Annotated in this window: 11 protein-coding genes; 7 read left to right on the top strand and 4 right to left on the bottom strand. The window is 34.0% G+C overall.

Going from position 1 to position 16,835, the window contains the following annotated elements:
- Positions 1–22: 22 nt before the first annotated feature.
- Positions 23–2,662: a DNA gyrase subunit A gene (gene gyrA / locus IRZ83_RS03080; protein WP_029269388.1), complete on the bottom strand. Its 2,640-nt coding sequence runs from the start codon at positions 2,660–2,662 to the stop codon at positions 23–25.
- A gap of 258 nt (positions 2,663–2,920) precedes the next feature.
- Between gyrA and IRZ83_RS03085 the strand changes: the two genes are divergently transcribed.
- The 6 genes from IRZ83_RS03085 to IRZ83_RS03110 all read left to right on the top strand — a co-directional run bounded on the left by IRZ83_RS03085 (position 2,921) and on the right by IRZ83_RS03110 (position 9,938).
- Positions 2,921–5,467 carry an ATP-dependent Clp protease ATP-binding subunit gene (locus tag IRZ83_RS03085; protein ID WP_029269386.1) on the top strand — a complete coding sequence of 849 codons (2,547 nt, stop codon included), beginning with the start codon at positions 2,921–2,923 and terminating at the stop codon, positions 5,465–5,467.
- A 140-nt stretch (positions 5,468–5,607) separates the two neighbouring features.
- Positions 5,608–6,978, top strand: a complete 1,371-nt coding sequence (gene rimK, locus IRZ83_RS03090) for a 30S ribosomal protein S6--L-glutamate ligase (protein ID WP_029269384.1) — start codon at positions 5,608–5,610, stop codon at positions 6,976–6,978.
- Between the two features lie 85 nt (positions 6,979–7,063).
- Positions 7,064–7,579: a DUF421 domain-containing protein gene (locus IRZ83_RS03095; protein WP_029269382.1), complete on the top strand. Its 516-nt coding sequence runs from the start codon at positions 7,064–7,066 to the stop codon at positions 7,577–7,579.
- Between the two features lie 99 nt (positions 7,580–7,678).
- On the top strand, positions 7,679–8,014 hold the full coding sequence (locus tag IRZ83_RS03100) for a PadR family transcriptional regulator (protein ID WP_029269381.1): 336 nt from the start codon (positions 7,679–7,681) through the stop codon (positions 8,012–8,014).
- The gene (locus IRZ83_RS03105) at positions 8,011–8,628 is read left to right on the top strand and encodes a hypothetical protein (protein WP_194566771.1); all 618 of its coding nucleotides are present in this window, start codon (positions 8,011–8,013) and stop codon (positions 8,626–8,628) included. The genes IRZ83_RS03100 and IRZ83_RS03105 overlap by 4 nt, the downstream gene beginning before the upstream one ends.
- Positions 8,625–9,938, top strand: a complete 1,314-nt coding sequence (locus IRZ83_RS03110) for a serine hydrolase domain-containing protein (protein ID WP_194566773.1) — start codon at positions 8,625–8,627, stop codon at positions 9,936–9,938. The genes IRZ83_RS03105 and IRZ83_RS03110 overlap by 4 nt, the downstream gene beginning before the upstream one ends.
- Positions 9,939–10,044: 106 nt before the next feature.
- Here IRZ83_RS03110 and IRZ83_RS03115 read toward each other — a convergent pair whose 3' ends face one another.
- The 3 genes from IRZ83_RS03115 to hutH are packed head-to-tail and all read right to left on the bottom strand — an operon-like array spanning position 10,045 to position 13,616.
- On the bottom strand, positions 10,045–11,376 hold the full coding sequence (locus IRZ83_RS03115) for an inorganic phosphate transporter (RefSeq protein WP_029269367.1): 1,332 nt from the start codon (positions 11,374–11,376) through the stop codon (positions 10,045–10,047).
- Between the two features lie 32 nt (positions 11,377–11,408).
- Positions 11,409–12,053 (bottom strand): DUF47 domain-containing protein, encoded by a 645-nt coding sequence (locus IRZ83_RS03120; RefSeq protein ID WP_029269365.1) that lies wholly within the window; start codon positions 12,051–12,053, stop codon positions 11,409–11,411.
- 48 nt (positions 12,054–12,101) lie between these two features.
- A complete protein-coding gene (gene hutH, locus IRZ83_RS03125) occupies positions 12,102–13,616 on the bottom strand; it encodes a histidine ammonia-lyase (RefSeq protein WP_029269363.1) in 1,515 nt (504 codons plus the stop codon).
- A 718-nt stretch (positions 13,617–14,334) separates the two neighbouring features.
- Between hutH and thrA the strand changes: the two genes are divergently transcribed.
- Complete coding sequence (thrA, locus tag IRZ83_RS03130; RefSeq protein ID WP_194566775.1) at positions 14,335–16,782, top strand: bifunctional aspartate kinase/homoserine dehydrogenase I; 2,448 nt, start codon at positions 14,335–14,337, stop codon at positions 16,780–16,782.
- The last annotated feature ends 53 nt before the right edge of the window (positions 16,783–16,835 follow it).

A 16,835-nucleotide genomic window follows, 5' to 3' on the forward strand; every position in this document is an offset into this window, starting at 1 on the left:
TAATTTTAATTTTCTGTGGTTATTATTCTTCTGATTCTTCTTCAGAATCGTCTTCGTCTTCTACTTCTTCTTCAGAATCATCATCTTCATCATCTTCTGCAGTTCCATCATCTTCAAGAACTTCTAAATCTGGCTTAACTCTTTCGATAGCAGATTCAATAACATTTCCATCTTCGTCAACGACAACTTCTGCAACATCATCTTTCATAACTTTTGTTACAGCAGCAATAGAATCTTTACCTTTTAAGTTAATTAATCGAACTCCTTGTGTTGCACGACCCATTACACGTAAATCTTCAATAGCCATTCTAATTGTTAATCCAGATTTATTAATGATCATTAAATCATCAGCATCTGTTACAGCGTTAATTGAAATTAATTTTCCTGTTTTCTCTGTAATATTAAGCGTTTTAACTCCTTTACCTCCACGGTTTGTGATTCTGTAAACATCTTCTCCATCTTCGTCAACTAGTTTGGTACGTTTTCCGTATCCATTTTCAGTTACAACTAAAATTTGAGAATCGTTAACATCATTTTTACCCACAGTAACCATACCAATTACTTCATCAGTATCATCTTTTAAGGTAATTCCTCGAACTCCAGAAGCTGTTCTTCCCATCGGACGAGTTTTGGTTTCTTCAAAACGAACCAATTTCCCAGACTTAACCGCTAAGATAATTTGGCTTTCTCCATCTGTTAATTTTGCTTCTAAAAGCTCATCTCCTTCTTTAATAGTAATAGCAGCAACACCGTTTACACGAGGTTTAGAATATTTCTCTAAAGAAGTTTTCTTAACCTGGCCTTGTTTTGTTACCATTACAAGATTATGACTGTTAATATAATCTTTGTCTTTTAAGTCTTGGGTACAAATGAAAGCTTTTACTTTATCATCACTTTCAATGTTTACCAAGTTCTGAATTGCTCTTCCTTTTGCTGTTTTACTTCCTTCCGGAATTTCGTAAACACGCATCCAGAAACATTTTCCTTTCTGGGTAAAGAACATCATATATTGATGGTTGGTTGCAACGAACATATGCTCAAGAAAATCTTGATCTCTTGTTCCTGCACTTTTTTGTCCAACTCCTCCTCTATTCTGTGTTTTGTATTCTGTTAAGTTGGTACGTTTGATGTAACCAGCGTGTGAAATGGTAATTACTACATTTTCATCAGCTATCAAATCTTCGATACTTACATCTCCACCAGAATATTCAATTTGAGAACGACGGGCATCTCCATATTTCTCACGAATTTCTTCCAATTCTTCTTTGATTAAAGCAGTTCTTAGATTCACATCTGCTAATAAAGCTTTTAAGTGCTCAATTAACTTCATTAATTCTTCGAACTCAGCTCTTAGCTTATCTTGCTCCAGACCTGTTAACTGACGTAAACGCATCTCAACAATAGCACGAGCCTGAATATCTGACAAATTAAATCTTTCGATCAATTTTTCACGAGCTTCTTCTGTATTTTTAGAACCTCTGATGATAGCAATTACTTCGTCTATATTGTCAGAAGCAATAATTAAACCTTCTAAAATATGTGCTCTTTCTTCAGCTTTACGCAATTCAAACTGCGTTCTGCGAACTACAACATCATGACGGTGCTCAATAAAATAGTGAATCATATCTTTTAGATTCAACATTTGAGGACGTCCTTTTACAAGTGCAATATTATTTACACTGAAAGAAGATTGTAATGAAGTAAACTTATATAAGGTATTCAAAACTACGTTTGGCGTAGCATCACGTTTCAAGATATAAACGATACGCATACCGTTTCTGTCCGACTCATCACGAATATTGGCAATACCTTCAATTTTTTTATCATTAACTAAATCAGCCGTACGTTTGATCATTTCGGCTTTGTTAACCTGATATGGAATCTCAGTAACAATAATACATTCTCTTCCGTCAACTTCTTCGAAACCAACTTTTGCACGCATTACAATACGTCCTCTACCCGTTTTAAAAGCTTCACGAACACCTTCATAACCATATATTACACCACCAGTTGGAAAATCTGGCGCTTTAATATGTGTTATTAATTCATCTATTTCAATATCGTTATTATCAAGGTATGCTAATGTACCATTGATAACTTCTGTTAAGTTGTGTGGAGGCATATTAGTTGCCATACCAACTGCAATACCTGTTGCACCGTTTACCAATAAGGTAGGAACTCTAGTTGGCATTACTTTTGGCTCATATAAAGTATCGTCAAAGTTCAATTGAAAATCAACTGTTTCTTTTTCGATATCTGCCATAATATCTTCTGATATCTTACGCATTCTGGCCTCAGTATAACGCATTGCTGCAGGGCTGTCGCCATCTACAGATCCAAAGTTACCTTGACCATCCACTAATAAATATCGCATACTCCACTCTTGAGCCATACGCACCATTGCATCATAAACAGAGGTATCTCCGTGCGGGTGATACTTACCTAATACCTCTCCTACGATTCTCGCAGATTTTTTGTGGGCAGATCTTGATGTTACTCCTAAGTCATACATTCCGTAAAGAACTCTTCGATGCACTGGTTTCAAGCCATCTCTAACATCCGGAAGCGCTCTTGATACAATTACTGACATCGAATAATCGATGTAAGCTGATTTCATTTCATCTTCAATGTTAATAGGAATTAACTTTTCTCCTTCAGACATAAGTTGTTATGTTTTAATAATTACATTAGTTTCAAAGCGTGCCAAGATACGGTTTTTTGAAATTTTTTCAGCTATTTACTTACACTTATTTCAATGATTTATTAACAACTTTATTTCCACTTTTAGTTAATAAATTAAGCGTTTTTTAACGCTTTTATTGTTATTTTTTTTGTCAATTAGCTGACAGGAGTTCTCGAAGGGTACGGTTTTTGTTTTTCAAACTGTAATTCACTAAATTTACAATACCAATTATATATTATGGATGATAATTTTTCACCAAGAGTAAAAGATGTTATTACATACAGTAAGGAAGAAGCCCTTCGTTTAGGACACGACTTTATTGGTACTGAACATCTAATGCTAGGCATTTTAAGAGATGGTAACGGAAAAGCTATTCATATACTTAATAACCTAGCAGTCGATTTAGACCATTTACGCAGGAAGGTAGAAATACTGAGTCCAGCCAACCAGAGCGTTGAAGTAAATGCCGAAAAGAAGAATCTTCATCTTACGCGTCAGGCGGAAAGAGCCTTGAAGACCACTTTTTTAGAGGCAAAAGTATTTCAGAGCTCGTCGATTAGCACGGCACACTTGCTTTTATGCATCTTACGAAACGAAAACGATCCAACAACCAAGCTATTGAATAAGCTAAAAATAGATTATGACATAGCTAAAGAACAATATTTAAATATGACTCCAAACGAAGAAGAATTCTTAGAAAACTTGCCAAGAAACGAATCGTATAATGACGATTCAGGACAAGATGACAGTCTTAAAGAAAGTAGTTTCAACAATCCAGCCAATAAGTCAAACAAAAAATCTAAGACTCCAGTTTTAGATAATTTTGGGAGAGATTTAACAGAAATGGCAGAAGAAGGAAAACTAGATCCGGTTGTAGGAAGAGAGAAAGAAATTGAACGTGTTTCTCAAATTCTAAGCCGTAGAAAAAAGAACAACCCACTTTTAATTGGAGAGCCTGGAGTTGGTAAGTCTGCTATTGCAGAGGGACTTGCTCTTAGAATTATCCAAAAGAAAGTATCACGTATTCTTTTCAACAAACGTGTTGTAACTCTTGATCTGGCAAGTTTAGTTGCCGGAACAAAATATAGAGGACAGTTTGAAGAAAGAATGAAAGCCGTAATGAACGAGCTCGAAAAAAATGATGATATCATTCTTTTTATTGATGAAATTCACACTATTGTAGGTGCTGGCGGCGCAACAGGTTCTCTTGATGCTTCAAACATGTTTAAACCTGCTTTAGCAAGAGGCGAAATCCAATGTATTGGAGCTACAACTCTTGATGAATACAGACAATATATTGAGAAAGATGGGGCTTTAGAAAGACGTTTCCAAAAAGTAATTGTAGAACCAACTTCTGTTGAAGAAACGATTGCTATTTTGAACAACATTAAAGACAAATACGAAGATCACCACAACGTAACATACACTCAAGAAGCAATTGAAGCTTGTGTGAAATTAACAAACAGATATATGTCTGAGCGTTTTTTACCAGACAAAGCGATTGATGCCCTTGACGAAGCTGGTTCGCGCGTACACATTACGAATATTGATGTTCCGAAACAAATTTTAGATTTAGAACGTCAGTTAGAAGAAGTGCGTGAAAACAAAAATATGGTTGTTAAAAAACAAAAATATGAAGAAGCAGCCAAACTTCGCGATGATGAAAAACGTATCGAAAAAGATCTAGCCGTTGCGCAAGAACAATGGGAAGAAGATTCTAAAAACAACAGAATTGAAGTTACAGAAGATAACGTGGCTGATGTTGTTTCGATGATGACTGGAATTCCTGTAAACAGAATTGCACAGACAGAAAGCAATAAATTAGCCAAATTGCCTGAATTGATTCAGAATAAAGTAATTGGTCAAAATGATGCTGTATTAAAAATTGCTCGTTCTATTCAACGTAACAGAGCCGGACTTAAAGATCCGAACAAACCAATTGGTTCGTTTATTTTCTTAGGTCAGACTGGTGTTGGTAAAACACAGCTAGCAAAAGTATTAGCAAAAGAATTATTTGATTCTGAAGATGCATTAGTTCGTATTGACATGAGCGAATACATGGAGAAATTTGCGATCTCTCGTTTAGTTGGAGCGCCTCCAGGATACGTTGGTTATGAAGAAGGTGGACAATTGACTGAAAAAGTTCGTAGAAAACCATATTGTGTTGTTCTTTTAGATGAGATCGAAAAAGCGCATCCAGATGTGTTTAATATGATGCTTCAGGTTTTAGATGACGGATATTTGACAGATAGTTTAGGCCGTAAAATTGACTTTAAAAACACTATCATTATCATGACATCTAACGTTGGTGCACGCCAATTAAAAGATTTCGGACAAGGTGTTGGATTTGGAACTGCTGCAAAAGTGGCTCAAGCCGATGAAAACTCAAAAAGCATTATCGAAAATGCATTGAAAAAAACCTTCGCTCCTGAATTCTTAAACAGAATTGATGATGTAATTGTATTTAACGCATTAGAAAAAGAAGATATTGATTTGATTATTGATATTGAACTTGCAAAACTATACTCTCGTATTGCTGAATTAGGTTACAAACTGAATCTTACAGACAAAGCAAAAGCATTTATTGCTGAAAAAGGCTTCGACAGACAATTTGGTGCAAGACCTCTAAAAAGAGCAATTCAGAAGTATGTTGAAGATTTGTTAGCTGAAGAAATCATTACTTCTAAAATACATTCAGGTGATGAAATCTTAATGGATTTGAAAGATGACTCTCAAGAACTTTCAGTAGAAATTCACAAAGCAGAAGAACCGACTAATCAATAAATTAGTTTAAATTTATAACAAAAATAATTTACCCGTTACGTTTTCATAACATAACGGGTATTTTTTTTAGGTAATTTACTATCTTTAGTAAAAGCAAATAGCTATTTTTGAATTTCAATTCTATAACATAAAAACAAAGTATGCTTCAAAACAAAGTCATTTTAGGCAGTGAAGAATGGTGCTCATTTCCAGAACTAGGAATCCCTACAATCAAAGCTCGTGTGGATTCAGGTGCTAAAACTTCGGCAATGCACGCCATAAACATAGCTCCTTTTATAAAAAATGATGCCAATTGGGTGAAATTTGATATTAATCCAATTCAGAATAATACCAAAACTATCATTCATTGCGAAGCACCGCTGGTTGATAAACGAATTGTAAAAAGCTCAAGTGGTTTTAGAGAACATCGATATGTTATTCAGACAAACCTAAAAATTGGCGATGTAAAATGGCCAATAGAAATGACTTTAACAAACCGAGATTCAATGGGTTTCCGCATGCTTTTAGGCCGTGAAGCCATGAGCGGACGTGTTTTAGTGGATCCTGAAGAAAAATATCTTTTAGGACAGCCGTCTACTGAAACTTTAAAAGAATTATATCAAAATTCCGAAAAAGCAACCTCTGGTTTGCGAATCGGACTTTTGGCGAGTAATCCAGAATTATACAGTAACAAAAGGATCATGGAAGCTGGTGAAATGCGTGGTCATGAAATGCATTTTTTGAATATTAAAGAATGTTACATGAAACTCGATGCCAAAACTCCAGAGATTCATTATAGAGGCGGAAAAATATTAAATCAGTTTGATGCTATTATTCCGAGAATTCGACCAAGCATTACTTTTTACGGCTGTGCTTTAACGCGTCAATTTGAAGCTTTGAAGGTATTTGTTTTAAATTCAGCTACTGCCATTACACAATCGCGAGATAAATTATATTCACTGCAATTGCTTTTAAACAGCGGTATAGATATTCCAACAACTGGTTTTGCCAATTCACCTTTAGATACTGACAATTTAATTAAAATGGTTGGAGGTTCTCCTTTAATCGTAAAGTTATTGGAAGGAACGCAAGGAAAAGGAGTTGTTTTAGCCGAAACTAAAAAAGCTGCTGAAAGTGTTATCAATGCTTTTAAAAGTTTAAATGCCAATATTTTAGTTCAAGAATTTATTAAAGAAGCAAATGGAAAAGATATCCGTTGTTTTGTAATTGATGGAAAGGTTGTCGCAGCCATTCAGCGTGAAGCAATGCCGGGCGAATTTAGAGCTAATATTCATCTAGGGGGAACTGCATCGGTAATTAAGGTAACTGCCGAAGAGAAAAAAATTGCCATAAAAGCAGCAAAGGCAATGGATTTAAAAGTTGCCGGGGTTGATATTATCCGTTCTTCAAAAGGTCCGTTATTATTAGAAGTAAACTCTTCTCCAGGTCTTGAAGGAATTGAAGGAGCAACGAATAAAGATGTAGCAGGAGAAATGATTAAAGCGATTGAGAAAAATTTTAAACTCATCTAAACTTCATATCATAAAATTATTTTAGCAGCTTTGTCAAAGTTTAAACCTTTGACAAAGTTTTTTTTTAACTTTAGAATAAAAAATTATGCTTTTCCCTTATTTAGATATTGTTTTAAGAAGTGCTGCGGTTTATTTTTTCATGACAATTGCATTACGAATCTTTGGTAAAAAAGAACTTTCGCAATTAAATACTGCCGACATTATTCTTATTTTATTAATTAGTAATTCGGTCCAAAACGCGATGGTTGGCCCAGACACTAGCTTATGGGGAGGTTTGGTTGCGGCTTTGGTTTTATTTGTGATTAATTTTGTTATCAAAAAATTAACCCATAAATACAAAATCCTAAACGATTTACTTTTAGACAAACCAGAAATTTTAATTCACGACGGAAAATTAGATTTTGATGCCTTAAGCAAATTAGACATTTCTAACGATGAACTTAAAGAAGCAATGCGTGAACATGGTTTAGAGCATTTTACCGATGTAAAGCTTTGTATGCTGGAAATTGACGGTACTATAAGCGTAATTTCAGAAGATAAAAAGCAATTAAAGCAAACGCATTATAAGCGCAAGCACAATCATAAGAATTTTAGAAAGTAAAAAACAATAAGCGCTTAAAAATCAAATAGTTAATTATTTTATGTTAAAAACTTAGCTATATACTTTGTTATACTATGTATTTTGTTATACATTAGCAGAATGAACGAAACATTTGTAGCAAATTGGAAATCGCAGGTAAAGAAAGGAACATTGACTTTTATTATTCTGAACGTACTCAAAAATAATGAGTACTATGGTTATGAACTTATCGAACAAATAAGAAAACATACCGAAATAGAAATTGCTGAAGGAACACTTTATCCGTTAATGAACCGGTTAAAAACAGAAGAATTGGTAGATTCAAAATGGGTAGAACAGGAAACTGGAATTCCAAGAAAATATTATTCATTAACTGACGCTGGGATAAAAACTTTAAGTGAGATGAATATCTATTGGGAAAACCTAGAAAAATCAATCAAAAAAATCATTCAATGAAAATAGAAGACATTAAATTCGAACAAAAAGCTTCACAAAGAATTTATTCAGACTACATGAAGCGCGTCAAAAAAGCCACAGCTTCTTTGTCAAAAATCAATCAAGATGACATTTATATGGAATTCAACAGTCATATTTTTGAAGCCATTCAGTATAAAAAAGAAGCAAATGAAATTGACGCCCTTTTAGACATAATAGAAAAATTAGGCGTGCCAGAAGAGGTTTTAAAACCACTCGTTGCAGATAAAAAACTGGAACAGGCGACAAAAACTTTTAACCCTGTTCATGTGTTTAAAGCTTTGATATTGAACTTCACAAACGGTATTTCGTATATCTTTTTCTTTGTTTTATATCTTTTTCTATTTGGTTTTGTTTTCCTGATTTTCGCTAAAATTTTCAATCCATCACTTGTTGGGCTGTATATGAAAAAAGACTCTTTTTCTGTTTTCGTATTGGGACTCATCAATCCCGAAGATCAAATCAAAAGCCAAACTTATGAAGTCCTAGGCAATTGGTTTATTCCGGTAATGTTACTGTCAATCGTATTATTTTATTTTCTTATCACGCTATTACTAAAGCTCAAAAAATCAATCAATCAAAAAACGCTATTATGAAAAAAATTATTACCTGCTTATTTACACTTGTTATTACAAGTGCTTTTGCTCAAACTTTCAATGCCAAAAGAATGGATAGTTTGTTTCTTCTTTTAGAAAAAAACAACAAATACATGGGGAGTATTGCAATTTCTGAAAATGGAAAAACAATCTACTCCAGATCAATTGGATTTGATGATATTGCTACTTCAAAAAAGTCAAGCATAAACACGAAGTACAGAATTGGTTCAATTTCTAAAACATTTACGGCTTCTCTTATTTTTAAAGCGGTCGAAGAGAACAAAATCAATTTGAATCAAACTATCGACAAGTATTTTCCAACAATAAAAAATGCCAAAACTATTACAATCAGTAATTTATTAAATCATAGAAGTGGGATTCATGATTTTACAAATGATCCGGATTACTTGAAATGGAATACACAGCCGCAATCACGAGCTAAAATGACAGAAAAAATTGCTGCAGGAGAAATTGTTTTTGAACCTGACACAAAAAGTCAATACAGTAATTCTAACTATGTTTTATTATCGTTTATTCTCGAAGATGTTTACAAGAAATCGTACGCTGAAATTTTAAATCAGAAGATTATTAAACCTCTAAAATTGAAAAACACGTATTTGGGTGGGAAAATAAGCATTGAAAATAACGAATCCTACTCTTATACTTTGGCCGGAAAATGGGAAAAAGAAAGTGAAACCGATATGTCAATTCCGCTTGGAGCTGGAGCAATTGTTTCTAATCCAACAGATTTGAACTTTTTTATCGAAAGTCTTTTTGCCGGAAAAGTTGTTTCTATGGAACACCTTAATGAAATGAAAACCATAAAAGGCAAATATGGGATGGGAATTTTAGAATTTCCTTATTTCGAAAGAAAAAGCTACGGACATAATGGCTCAATCGACGGATTTAGGGCTATTTTGGGTTATTTTCCAGAAGAAAAATTAGCGTTGTCTATTACTTCAAACGGAATGGGTTACGACAATAACAACATTTTATTATGCGCCTTGAGTTCTTATTTTCATAAACCTTTTAGCATGCCAACTTTTAGCAATGTTGCAGTTACTCCAGAAACTTTGGATTTGTACTCTGGAACATACGGAAGTTCGCAGATTCCATTAAAAATAAGCATTTCAAAAAAAGACAACACACTAATTGCAAAGGCTACAGGACAACCTTCTTTTCCTTTAGAAGCGACTGCTGTTAACATATTCAAATTTGATGCAGCCGGAGTTGTACTAGAGTTTAATGCTGGTAAAAAAGAAATGATTTTAAAACAAGGAGGAAAAGAATTTTTATTTTCTAAAGAATAAAAATCATAAAAAACTATAATAAAAAAGCCGATTTCAATTTGAAATCGGCTTTAAAATATGTAGATAAAATGTGATTTACATCTCACATTTCCCAAAAATCATTTTATTAAATAAACACGCTTAGTATAAAATAAACCAATCCTGCCAAAATAGCTGAAATCGGAATCGTTAATATCCAAGCCCAGATCAAACTTACGGTTACTCCCCAGCGAACTGCAGAAACACGTTTTGTTAATCCAACCCCGATAATAGAACCTGTAATTGTATGTGTAGTACTTACTGGAATTTTTAAATGTTCTGTGAAATAAAGTGTTAAAGCACCAGCAGTTTCAGCAGCCACACCTTCAAATGAAGTTACTTTTGTGATTTTAGAACCCATTGTTTTAACAATTTTCCAACCACCGCTCAAAGTTCCTGCAGCAATAGCAGAATAACAGGCTAACGGAATCCATCCTGGCATTACTCCTTTTATTCCTAAGTCATCATTTGGCAATACAACGTCTAACCAAGAATCCATATGAACACCTGGGTTTGTATGAATAAATACAGCTACAGCAGCTGCAATAATACCCATTACTTTTTGTGAATCATTTCCTCCGTGCCCTAAACTAAAAGCTGCAGAAGATAGCAATTGCATTTTTTTCAAAGCAGCATCTGCCTGATGAAGATTCAAACTACTGAATATTAAACAAAAAGCACTTACTGTCAAGATAATAAAAGCAACTAAAAACCATTTAATATTATGCGGATCGAAAGCTACGCTCCAAAAATGTGATTCGAATCTAGGTTTGTCAATTTCTGCATAAGGCACCATTAATCTGCTAACCAGCCAAACTGTAGCAATCATTAAAGCGACTGTAAATATTTTAGGCCAAATACTTTTACGAGAAGCATTTAATAACCAAATCGAAATTAAATAAGAAGCAAATGCACCCAATAATGGCGCTAAAACAATAAAAGCGATTATAATAAGAACCCCGGAAGGCATTCCGCCATCTTTTCCTGCCTTATACCAGCTTACAATTTCGTACCAATAATGTGTAGCTCCATCTTCGCCAATATAACCTGAGAAACCGTGTACGGCTATCGCGTGAGCAACCGCTGCTCCCGCAAAACCACCAATAAGGGTATGAGATGAACTTGAAGGAATTCCTAACCACCAAGTCAATAAATTCCAACAAATTGCTGCAATAACACCAGCTAGAATTACTACTAGGTTAATCTCCATGGTGTGCGCTGTCTTAGCAACAGTATCTGCAACACCAAATCCGAAAACCCAATAAGCTAAAAAGTTAAAAAATGCTGCCCAAAGAACGGCCTGAAAAGGCGTTAGAACCTTTGTAGCAACAACAGTCGCTATAGCATTTGCCGCATCATGAAAACCATTGATGTAATCAAAAATTAAAGCTAATACTATAATAATTATAAGTAGCGTCATAAAATTATAACTTCAGAATGAAATAAATTGAATTAAGAATGTTTTACAGAAATAGATTCTAGTATGTTCGCAACACTCTTACATTTGTCTGTTGCTGATTCTAAAACAGATAACACTTCTTTATATTTAATAATATTTTTAGCGTCTGTTTCGTTTTCAAAAATTTCAAAAACTGCTTTATTATAAACGTTATCCGACTTGTTCTCTAATTTATTAATTCTAGCACAAGCATCTTTAATAACATTCATGTTTTTTAAGTTGCTCAACTCTTTTACCGCACTGTCAATGTTTTGACAAGCTTCAAGGTTGATTTCTGTCATCTTTCTGATAGATTTTGTAATCTTATCAACTTGATACAATCTCATTCTGCTCGCTGCACCATGAAGGTAATCTGCAACGTTATCAATAGAAGTAATTAAAGTATGAATATCCTCTCTATCAAATGGAGTAATAAAGTTTCTGCTCAATTCTAGATTGGTTTGACGTGTAATGTCTTCTCCTTTTTGCTCTAATTCGTCAATTTTTTGAAAAAGAACTTCTCTTTCTTTTAATGGAAGGTTTACAGCTTCGTGTAAGTTAGAAGCTAATTCAATTAAATTGCTTGAAGCCTCTTCAAAAAGTGGAAAGAATTTCTTGTCTTTCGGCACTAAAAATTGGAAAATACTGTTTATTGACATTTTTATATTTTTGATAGTGCAAAATTACTTCATTAATACTTTGCAATGTTAAGCCATTGTTAACAAATCGTTTTCAATTTGGAAACTATCCAAGAATGATACGGTCTTTTCAATATCATAATGTAAGATTCTATCTTCCTTAACAAGAGGCACAACTTCTCTGTAACTGCTTAAAAACATTTCGATGAAATCGCTTGATTTTAAAGGTTCTCTATAAGCAATCGCCTGCGAAGCGTTCATTAATTCAATTGCTAAAATACGCTCCAAATTATCCATTACGCGCAATGCTTTTGTTGCACCGTTTGCGCCCATACTTACATGATCTTCCTGACCGTTGCTAGAAACAATACTGTCAACACTTGATGGCGTTGCTAATTGCTTATTTTGACTTGCAATACTTGCTGCAGTATATTGTGGAATCATAAATCCTGAATTCAAACCTGGATTATCAACTAAAAATGCAGGGAGATTTCGCAATCCTGAAATCAATTGATAGGTTCTTCTTTCAGAAATACTACCTAATTCAGCTAAAGCAATTGCCATAAAGTCTAAGGCTAACGCCAAAGGCTGGCCATGGAAATTTCCACCAGAAATAATCTGATCGGCTTCTATAAATATATTTGGATTATCTGTAACAGAGTTAATTTCAGTTTTAAACACTTTTCGAACGTAATCAATCGCATCTTTTGAAGCGCCGTGAACCTGTGGCATGCAACGGAAAGAATAAGGATCCTGAACGTGTTTTTTCTCCTGCTCTATAATTTCACTTCCTTCTAAAAACTCATTTATACGCTGTGCGGTAATTATTTGTCCTTTATGAGGACGAATAAAATGAATCAATTCGTTAAAAGGCTCGATTCTTCCATCAAAACCTTCAAGAGAAATTGTTCCGATTAAATCAGCTAAATATGAATATTTGTAAGCCTTTAATAAAATGTGAGCTCCATAAGCACTCATAAACTGGGTTCCGTTTAACAAAGCCAAACCTTCCTTCGACTGTAATACAATTGGCTCCCAGTTAAAGTGCTTTAACACTTCGGCAGAAGCCCTTTTTTTTCCTTCAAAAAGCACTTCGCCTTCTCCTAATAAAGGTAAAGATAAATGTGCTAACGGCGCTAAATCTCCTGAAGCTCCCAGTGAACCCTGCGTATATATAATAGGTAGAATATCATGGTTGTAAAAATCTACCAAACGATCTAATGTTTGTAATTGAATTCCTGAATGCCCGTAGCTTAAAGATTGAATTTTAAGCAAAAGCATCAGCTTTACAATTTCTGCAGGAACCTCTTCCCCTGTTCCGCACGCGTGCGATTTCACAAGGTTTTCCTGAAGTTTTGATAAATTTTCATTTGAGATTTTTACATTACAAAGTGATCCAAATCCTGTATTGATTCCGTAAATAGGCTCAGAATGCGAGGCCATTTTTTTATCTAAATAATCACGGCATTTCTGAACATTTACTTTCGCTTCTTCCGATAATTCAAGTGTCTTTTGATTGACAATAATTTCTTGTAAAGCTTCTAAACTTAAGGTTTCAGTACTTATATAATGGATTTCTCTCATGTCATTTTTATTTTAAGGCATCAAAATTCAGCAAATCAATATTAAAAAGCAACATTTGTTTATAATAATTAAAATTTGGCAAATTCAAATTCCGTACTTTTATTTATTTCACAATACTAATCATACAGAATAGGCTCTTTATATTTTTTTTACACATTGATTAAATCAACAGAATCAAAAAAAACTATTTCCTAGTAATTAAATAGACTTCTGAACTGTTTCTGTAATACTTTTATTAAAAATCAGCTTATTAACCTGCATCAATCTCAATAAAAAGAGTTCTAAATATACGAATACATCAATTTAACAGATTTAAAGCTGATGAAAACTCAATATTAATTTATTCAAAATTGAATTATTAAAATATTCGCAAAAAGAAAATAAAGGTTTTTAACTTTTATAAAAAACTGTACTTTTGAAAAATCAAAATGAATAGCAACAGCGCAAAATATCAATCTACAATGACAACTCAAACTAGAGTTGCAATTGCTGTTGCAATTATTTCTACTACAACAACTACTACCCCTTAGGGGTATACATTTCTACATATAAACCTGGGTTATTTATACTTTTTTCTTGAAAGAAGAAAGGTATTGGATACATGAAAAACATTCACAAAAAACAAAAAAATAGTCGCAGTTTTCAGTTTCAGTTCATACTAGATAACCTTTGAACGTTTGTTACTTAAAATCTTTGCACCTTATTAAAAATATCAAAAATGAAAGTATTAAAATTTGGCGGAACTTCGGTTGCCAATGCTCAAAATATAAAACTCGTTCTCGAAATTATAAATCAAAAATCTAAAGAAGATAATTTAGCAGTTGTTGTTTCAGCACTAAGCAAAGTAACAGATTTACTGCAATCTGCAGCGGCAAAAGCGGCGGCAAATGACGAAAGTTTTAGAGATATTGTTGCCGAAATAGAGAAAAAACACCTGGACACTCTTAAAGAACTTATTCCTGTCAGCGAGCAAAGCAGTTTATTAAGCCACATAAAAAGAATCATTAATCATCTTGAAACTTTATTAGACGGCTGTTTTTTATTAGGAGAATTATCTCCTAGAACTGAAGATACAATTTTGAGTTTTGGCGAATTGCTTTCGTCTTATATCATTGCACAGGCGTATCAGCAAATCGATAAAAGTGCTGTTTATAAAGACAGCCGCGAATTGATTAAAACCAACAGCAACTTTGGAAAAGCAGTTGTGAATTTTGAAATTTCGAACCAATTGATTCAAGAATATTTTGCTGAAAATGAATCAAAAATCAATATTTTACCAGGATTTATTGCCTTAACACTTGACGGAATTACAACAACTTTAGGCCGTGGCGGCTCTGATTATACTGCAGCTATTATTGCTGGAGCGCTTGATGCATCTCAATTAGAAATTTGGACAGATGTAAACGGAATGTTTACTGCAAACCCAAAAATCGTAAAACAAGCACAGCCAATTGCGAATATCTCTTATCAAGAAGCGATGGAATTGTCGCATTTTGGTGCTAAAGTGTTATATCCGCCAACAATTCAGCCCGTTTTAAGAAAAAACATTCCAATTCTGATCAAAAATACTTTTGAACCAGAAGCGGAAGGAACTTTGATTTCTAGCCAAGTATCATCAAAAGATACAGTTGTAAAAGGAATCAGCCATATTGATAATATTTCACTTGTAACACTAGAAGGTCCAGGAATGATTGGAGTTGCAGGTTCATCAAGACGTTTGTTTGAAGTATTGTCTCAAGAAAAAATCAACGTGATTTTTATTACTCAGGCTTCTTCTGAGCATTCTATTTGTATCGGAATTTTAAACTCTGACGCTGATAATGCCGAAGCAGCAATCAACAAAGCTTTTGAAGTGGAGATTTTGCAAAACAAAATCGATCCTTGTATTGTAGAAAAAGACCTTTGCATTATCGCTTTGGTTGGTGAAAACATGAAAAACCACCAAGGTTTAAGCGGAAGAATGTTCAGCACTTTAGGAAAAAACAACGTAAACATTCGTGCGATTGCGCAAGGTGCATCTGAACGTAATATTTCGACTGTAATTAACGAAAGAGATGTTAAAAAAGCGTTGAATACCTTGCATGAGAATTTTTTCGAAGAAAACACAAAACAGCTGAATTTATTTGTAATGGGTGTTGGAAATGTGGGAGAAAAATTCATCGAACAAATTCACAATCAAAGAAAGTTTTTAAAAGAGAACTTAAAAATTAATGTTCGTGTTATCGCTTTATCAAATTCAAGAAAAATGGTTTTTGATGAAGATGGAATTTCCTTAAAAGACTGGAAATCGATTTTAGACAAAGCAGACGCTGCCGTTGAGACTGAATTCATTGCCCGTGCCAAAGAACTGAATTTACGCAACAGTATTTTTGTAGATATTACAGCAAATGCAAGCGTTTCTGAAACGTACGAAAAATTCTTAAAACAAAGTATTGCGGTTGTAACCTGCAACAAAATTGCCTGTTCATCTGCTTATGACAATTATAAAAAACTAAAAAGTTTATCTCGACAATACAATGCTCCGTTTTTGTTTGAAACGAATGTTGGTGCGGGATTGCCCATTATTGATACTGTAAAAAACTTAATTGCTTCTGGCGACAAAGTGCACAAAATTCAGGCGGTTTTATCAGGAAGTTTGAACTTCATTTTCAACAATTTCGATAAAAACAATTCTTTTCACGATGTGGTTAAAGAAGCCGGAGTTCAGGGTTTCACAGAACCTGACCCAAAAATTGACTTAAGCGGTATCGACGTGGCGCGTAAAATCCTGATTTTGATTCGCGAAAGCGGTTATGAAATGGATATTGACGCTATTGCAAACGAATCATTTTTACCAGCAGAATGTTTGGAAACAACAAATAATGAAGACTTTTTTGCTTCGTTAATCAAACATGCTCCACATTTTGAAAAAATATATGAAGAAGCCTTAGCCAAAGAATCAAGATTGAAATATGTAGCACAATTCGAAAACGGAAAAGCAAGCGTTGGCCTGCAATTTATCCCGAAAGATCATCCTTTTTACAATTTGGAAGGAAAAGACAATATCGTTCTTTTCTACACCGATCGTTACGTAGATCAGCCTTTATTGATAAAAGGAGCCGGTGCCGGAGCTGCGGTTACAGCATCAGGAATTTTTGCTGACGTTATTCGTATTGGAAATGTTTAGCCGCTAAGGCACTAAGGCGCTAAGTTTTTAAGTTTTTTAAGCTCAGAAACTTA

Origin of the sequence: Flavobacterium sp. JLP (assembly GCF_015350755.1) — a bacterium.
In the GTDB taxonomy this organism is placed as follows: domain Bacteria; phylum Bacteroidota; class Bacteroidia; order Flavobacteriales; family Flavobacteriaceae; genus Flavobacterium.

Coding starts and splice junctions, on each gene's coding strand:
- gyrA (WP_029269388.1), bottom strand. CDS start 2,662: ATGTCTGAAGGAGAAAAGTTAATTCCTATTAACATTGAAGATGAAATG.
- IRZ83_RS03085 (WP_029269386.1), top strand. CDS start 2,921: ATGGATGATAATTTTTCACCAAGAGTAAAAGATGTTATTACATACAGT.
- rimK (WP_029269384.1), top strand. CDS start 5,608: ATGCTTCAAAACAAAGTCATTTTAGGCAGTGAAGAATGGTGCTCATTT.
- IRZ83_RS03095 (WP_029269382.1), top strand. CDS start 7,064: ATGCTTTTCCCTTATTTAGATATTGTTTTAAGAAGTGCTGCGGTTTAT.
- IRZ83_RS03100 (WP_029269381.1), top strand. CDS start 7,679: ATGAACGAAACATTTGTAGCAAATTGGAAATCGCAGGTAAAGAAAGGA.
- IRZ83_RS03105 (WP_194566771.1), top strand. CDS start 8,011: ATGAAAATAGAAGACATTAAATTCGAACAAAAAGCTTCACAAAGAATT.
- IRZ83_RS03110 (WP_194566773.1), top strand. CDS start 8,625: ATGAAAAAAATTATTACCTGCTTATTTACACTTGTTATTACAAGTGCT.
- IRZ83_RS03115 (WP_029269367.1), bottom strand. CDS start 11,376: ATGACGCTACTTATAATTATTATAGTATTAGCTTTAATTTTTGATTAC.
- IRZ83_RS03120 (WP_029269365.1), bottom strand. CDS start 12,053: ATGTCAATAAACAGTATTTTCCAATTTTTAGTGCCGAAAGACAAGAAA.
- hutH (WP_029269363.1), bottom strand. CDS start 13,616: ATGAGAGAAATCCATTATATAAGTACTGAAACCTTAAGTTTAGAAGCT.
- thrA (WP_194566775.1), top strand. CDS start 14,335: ATGAAAGTATTAAAATTTGGCGGAACTTCGGTTGCCAATGCTCAAAAT.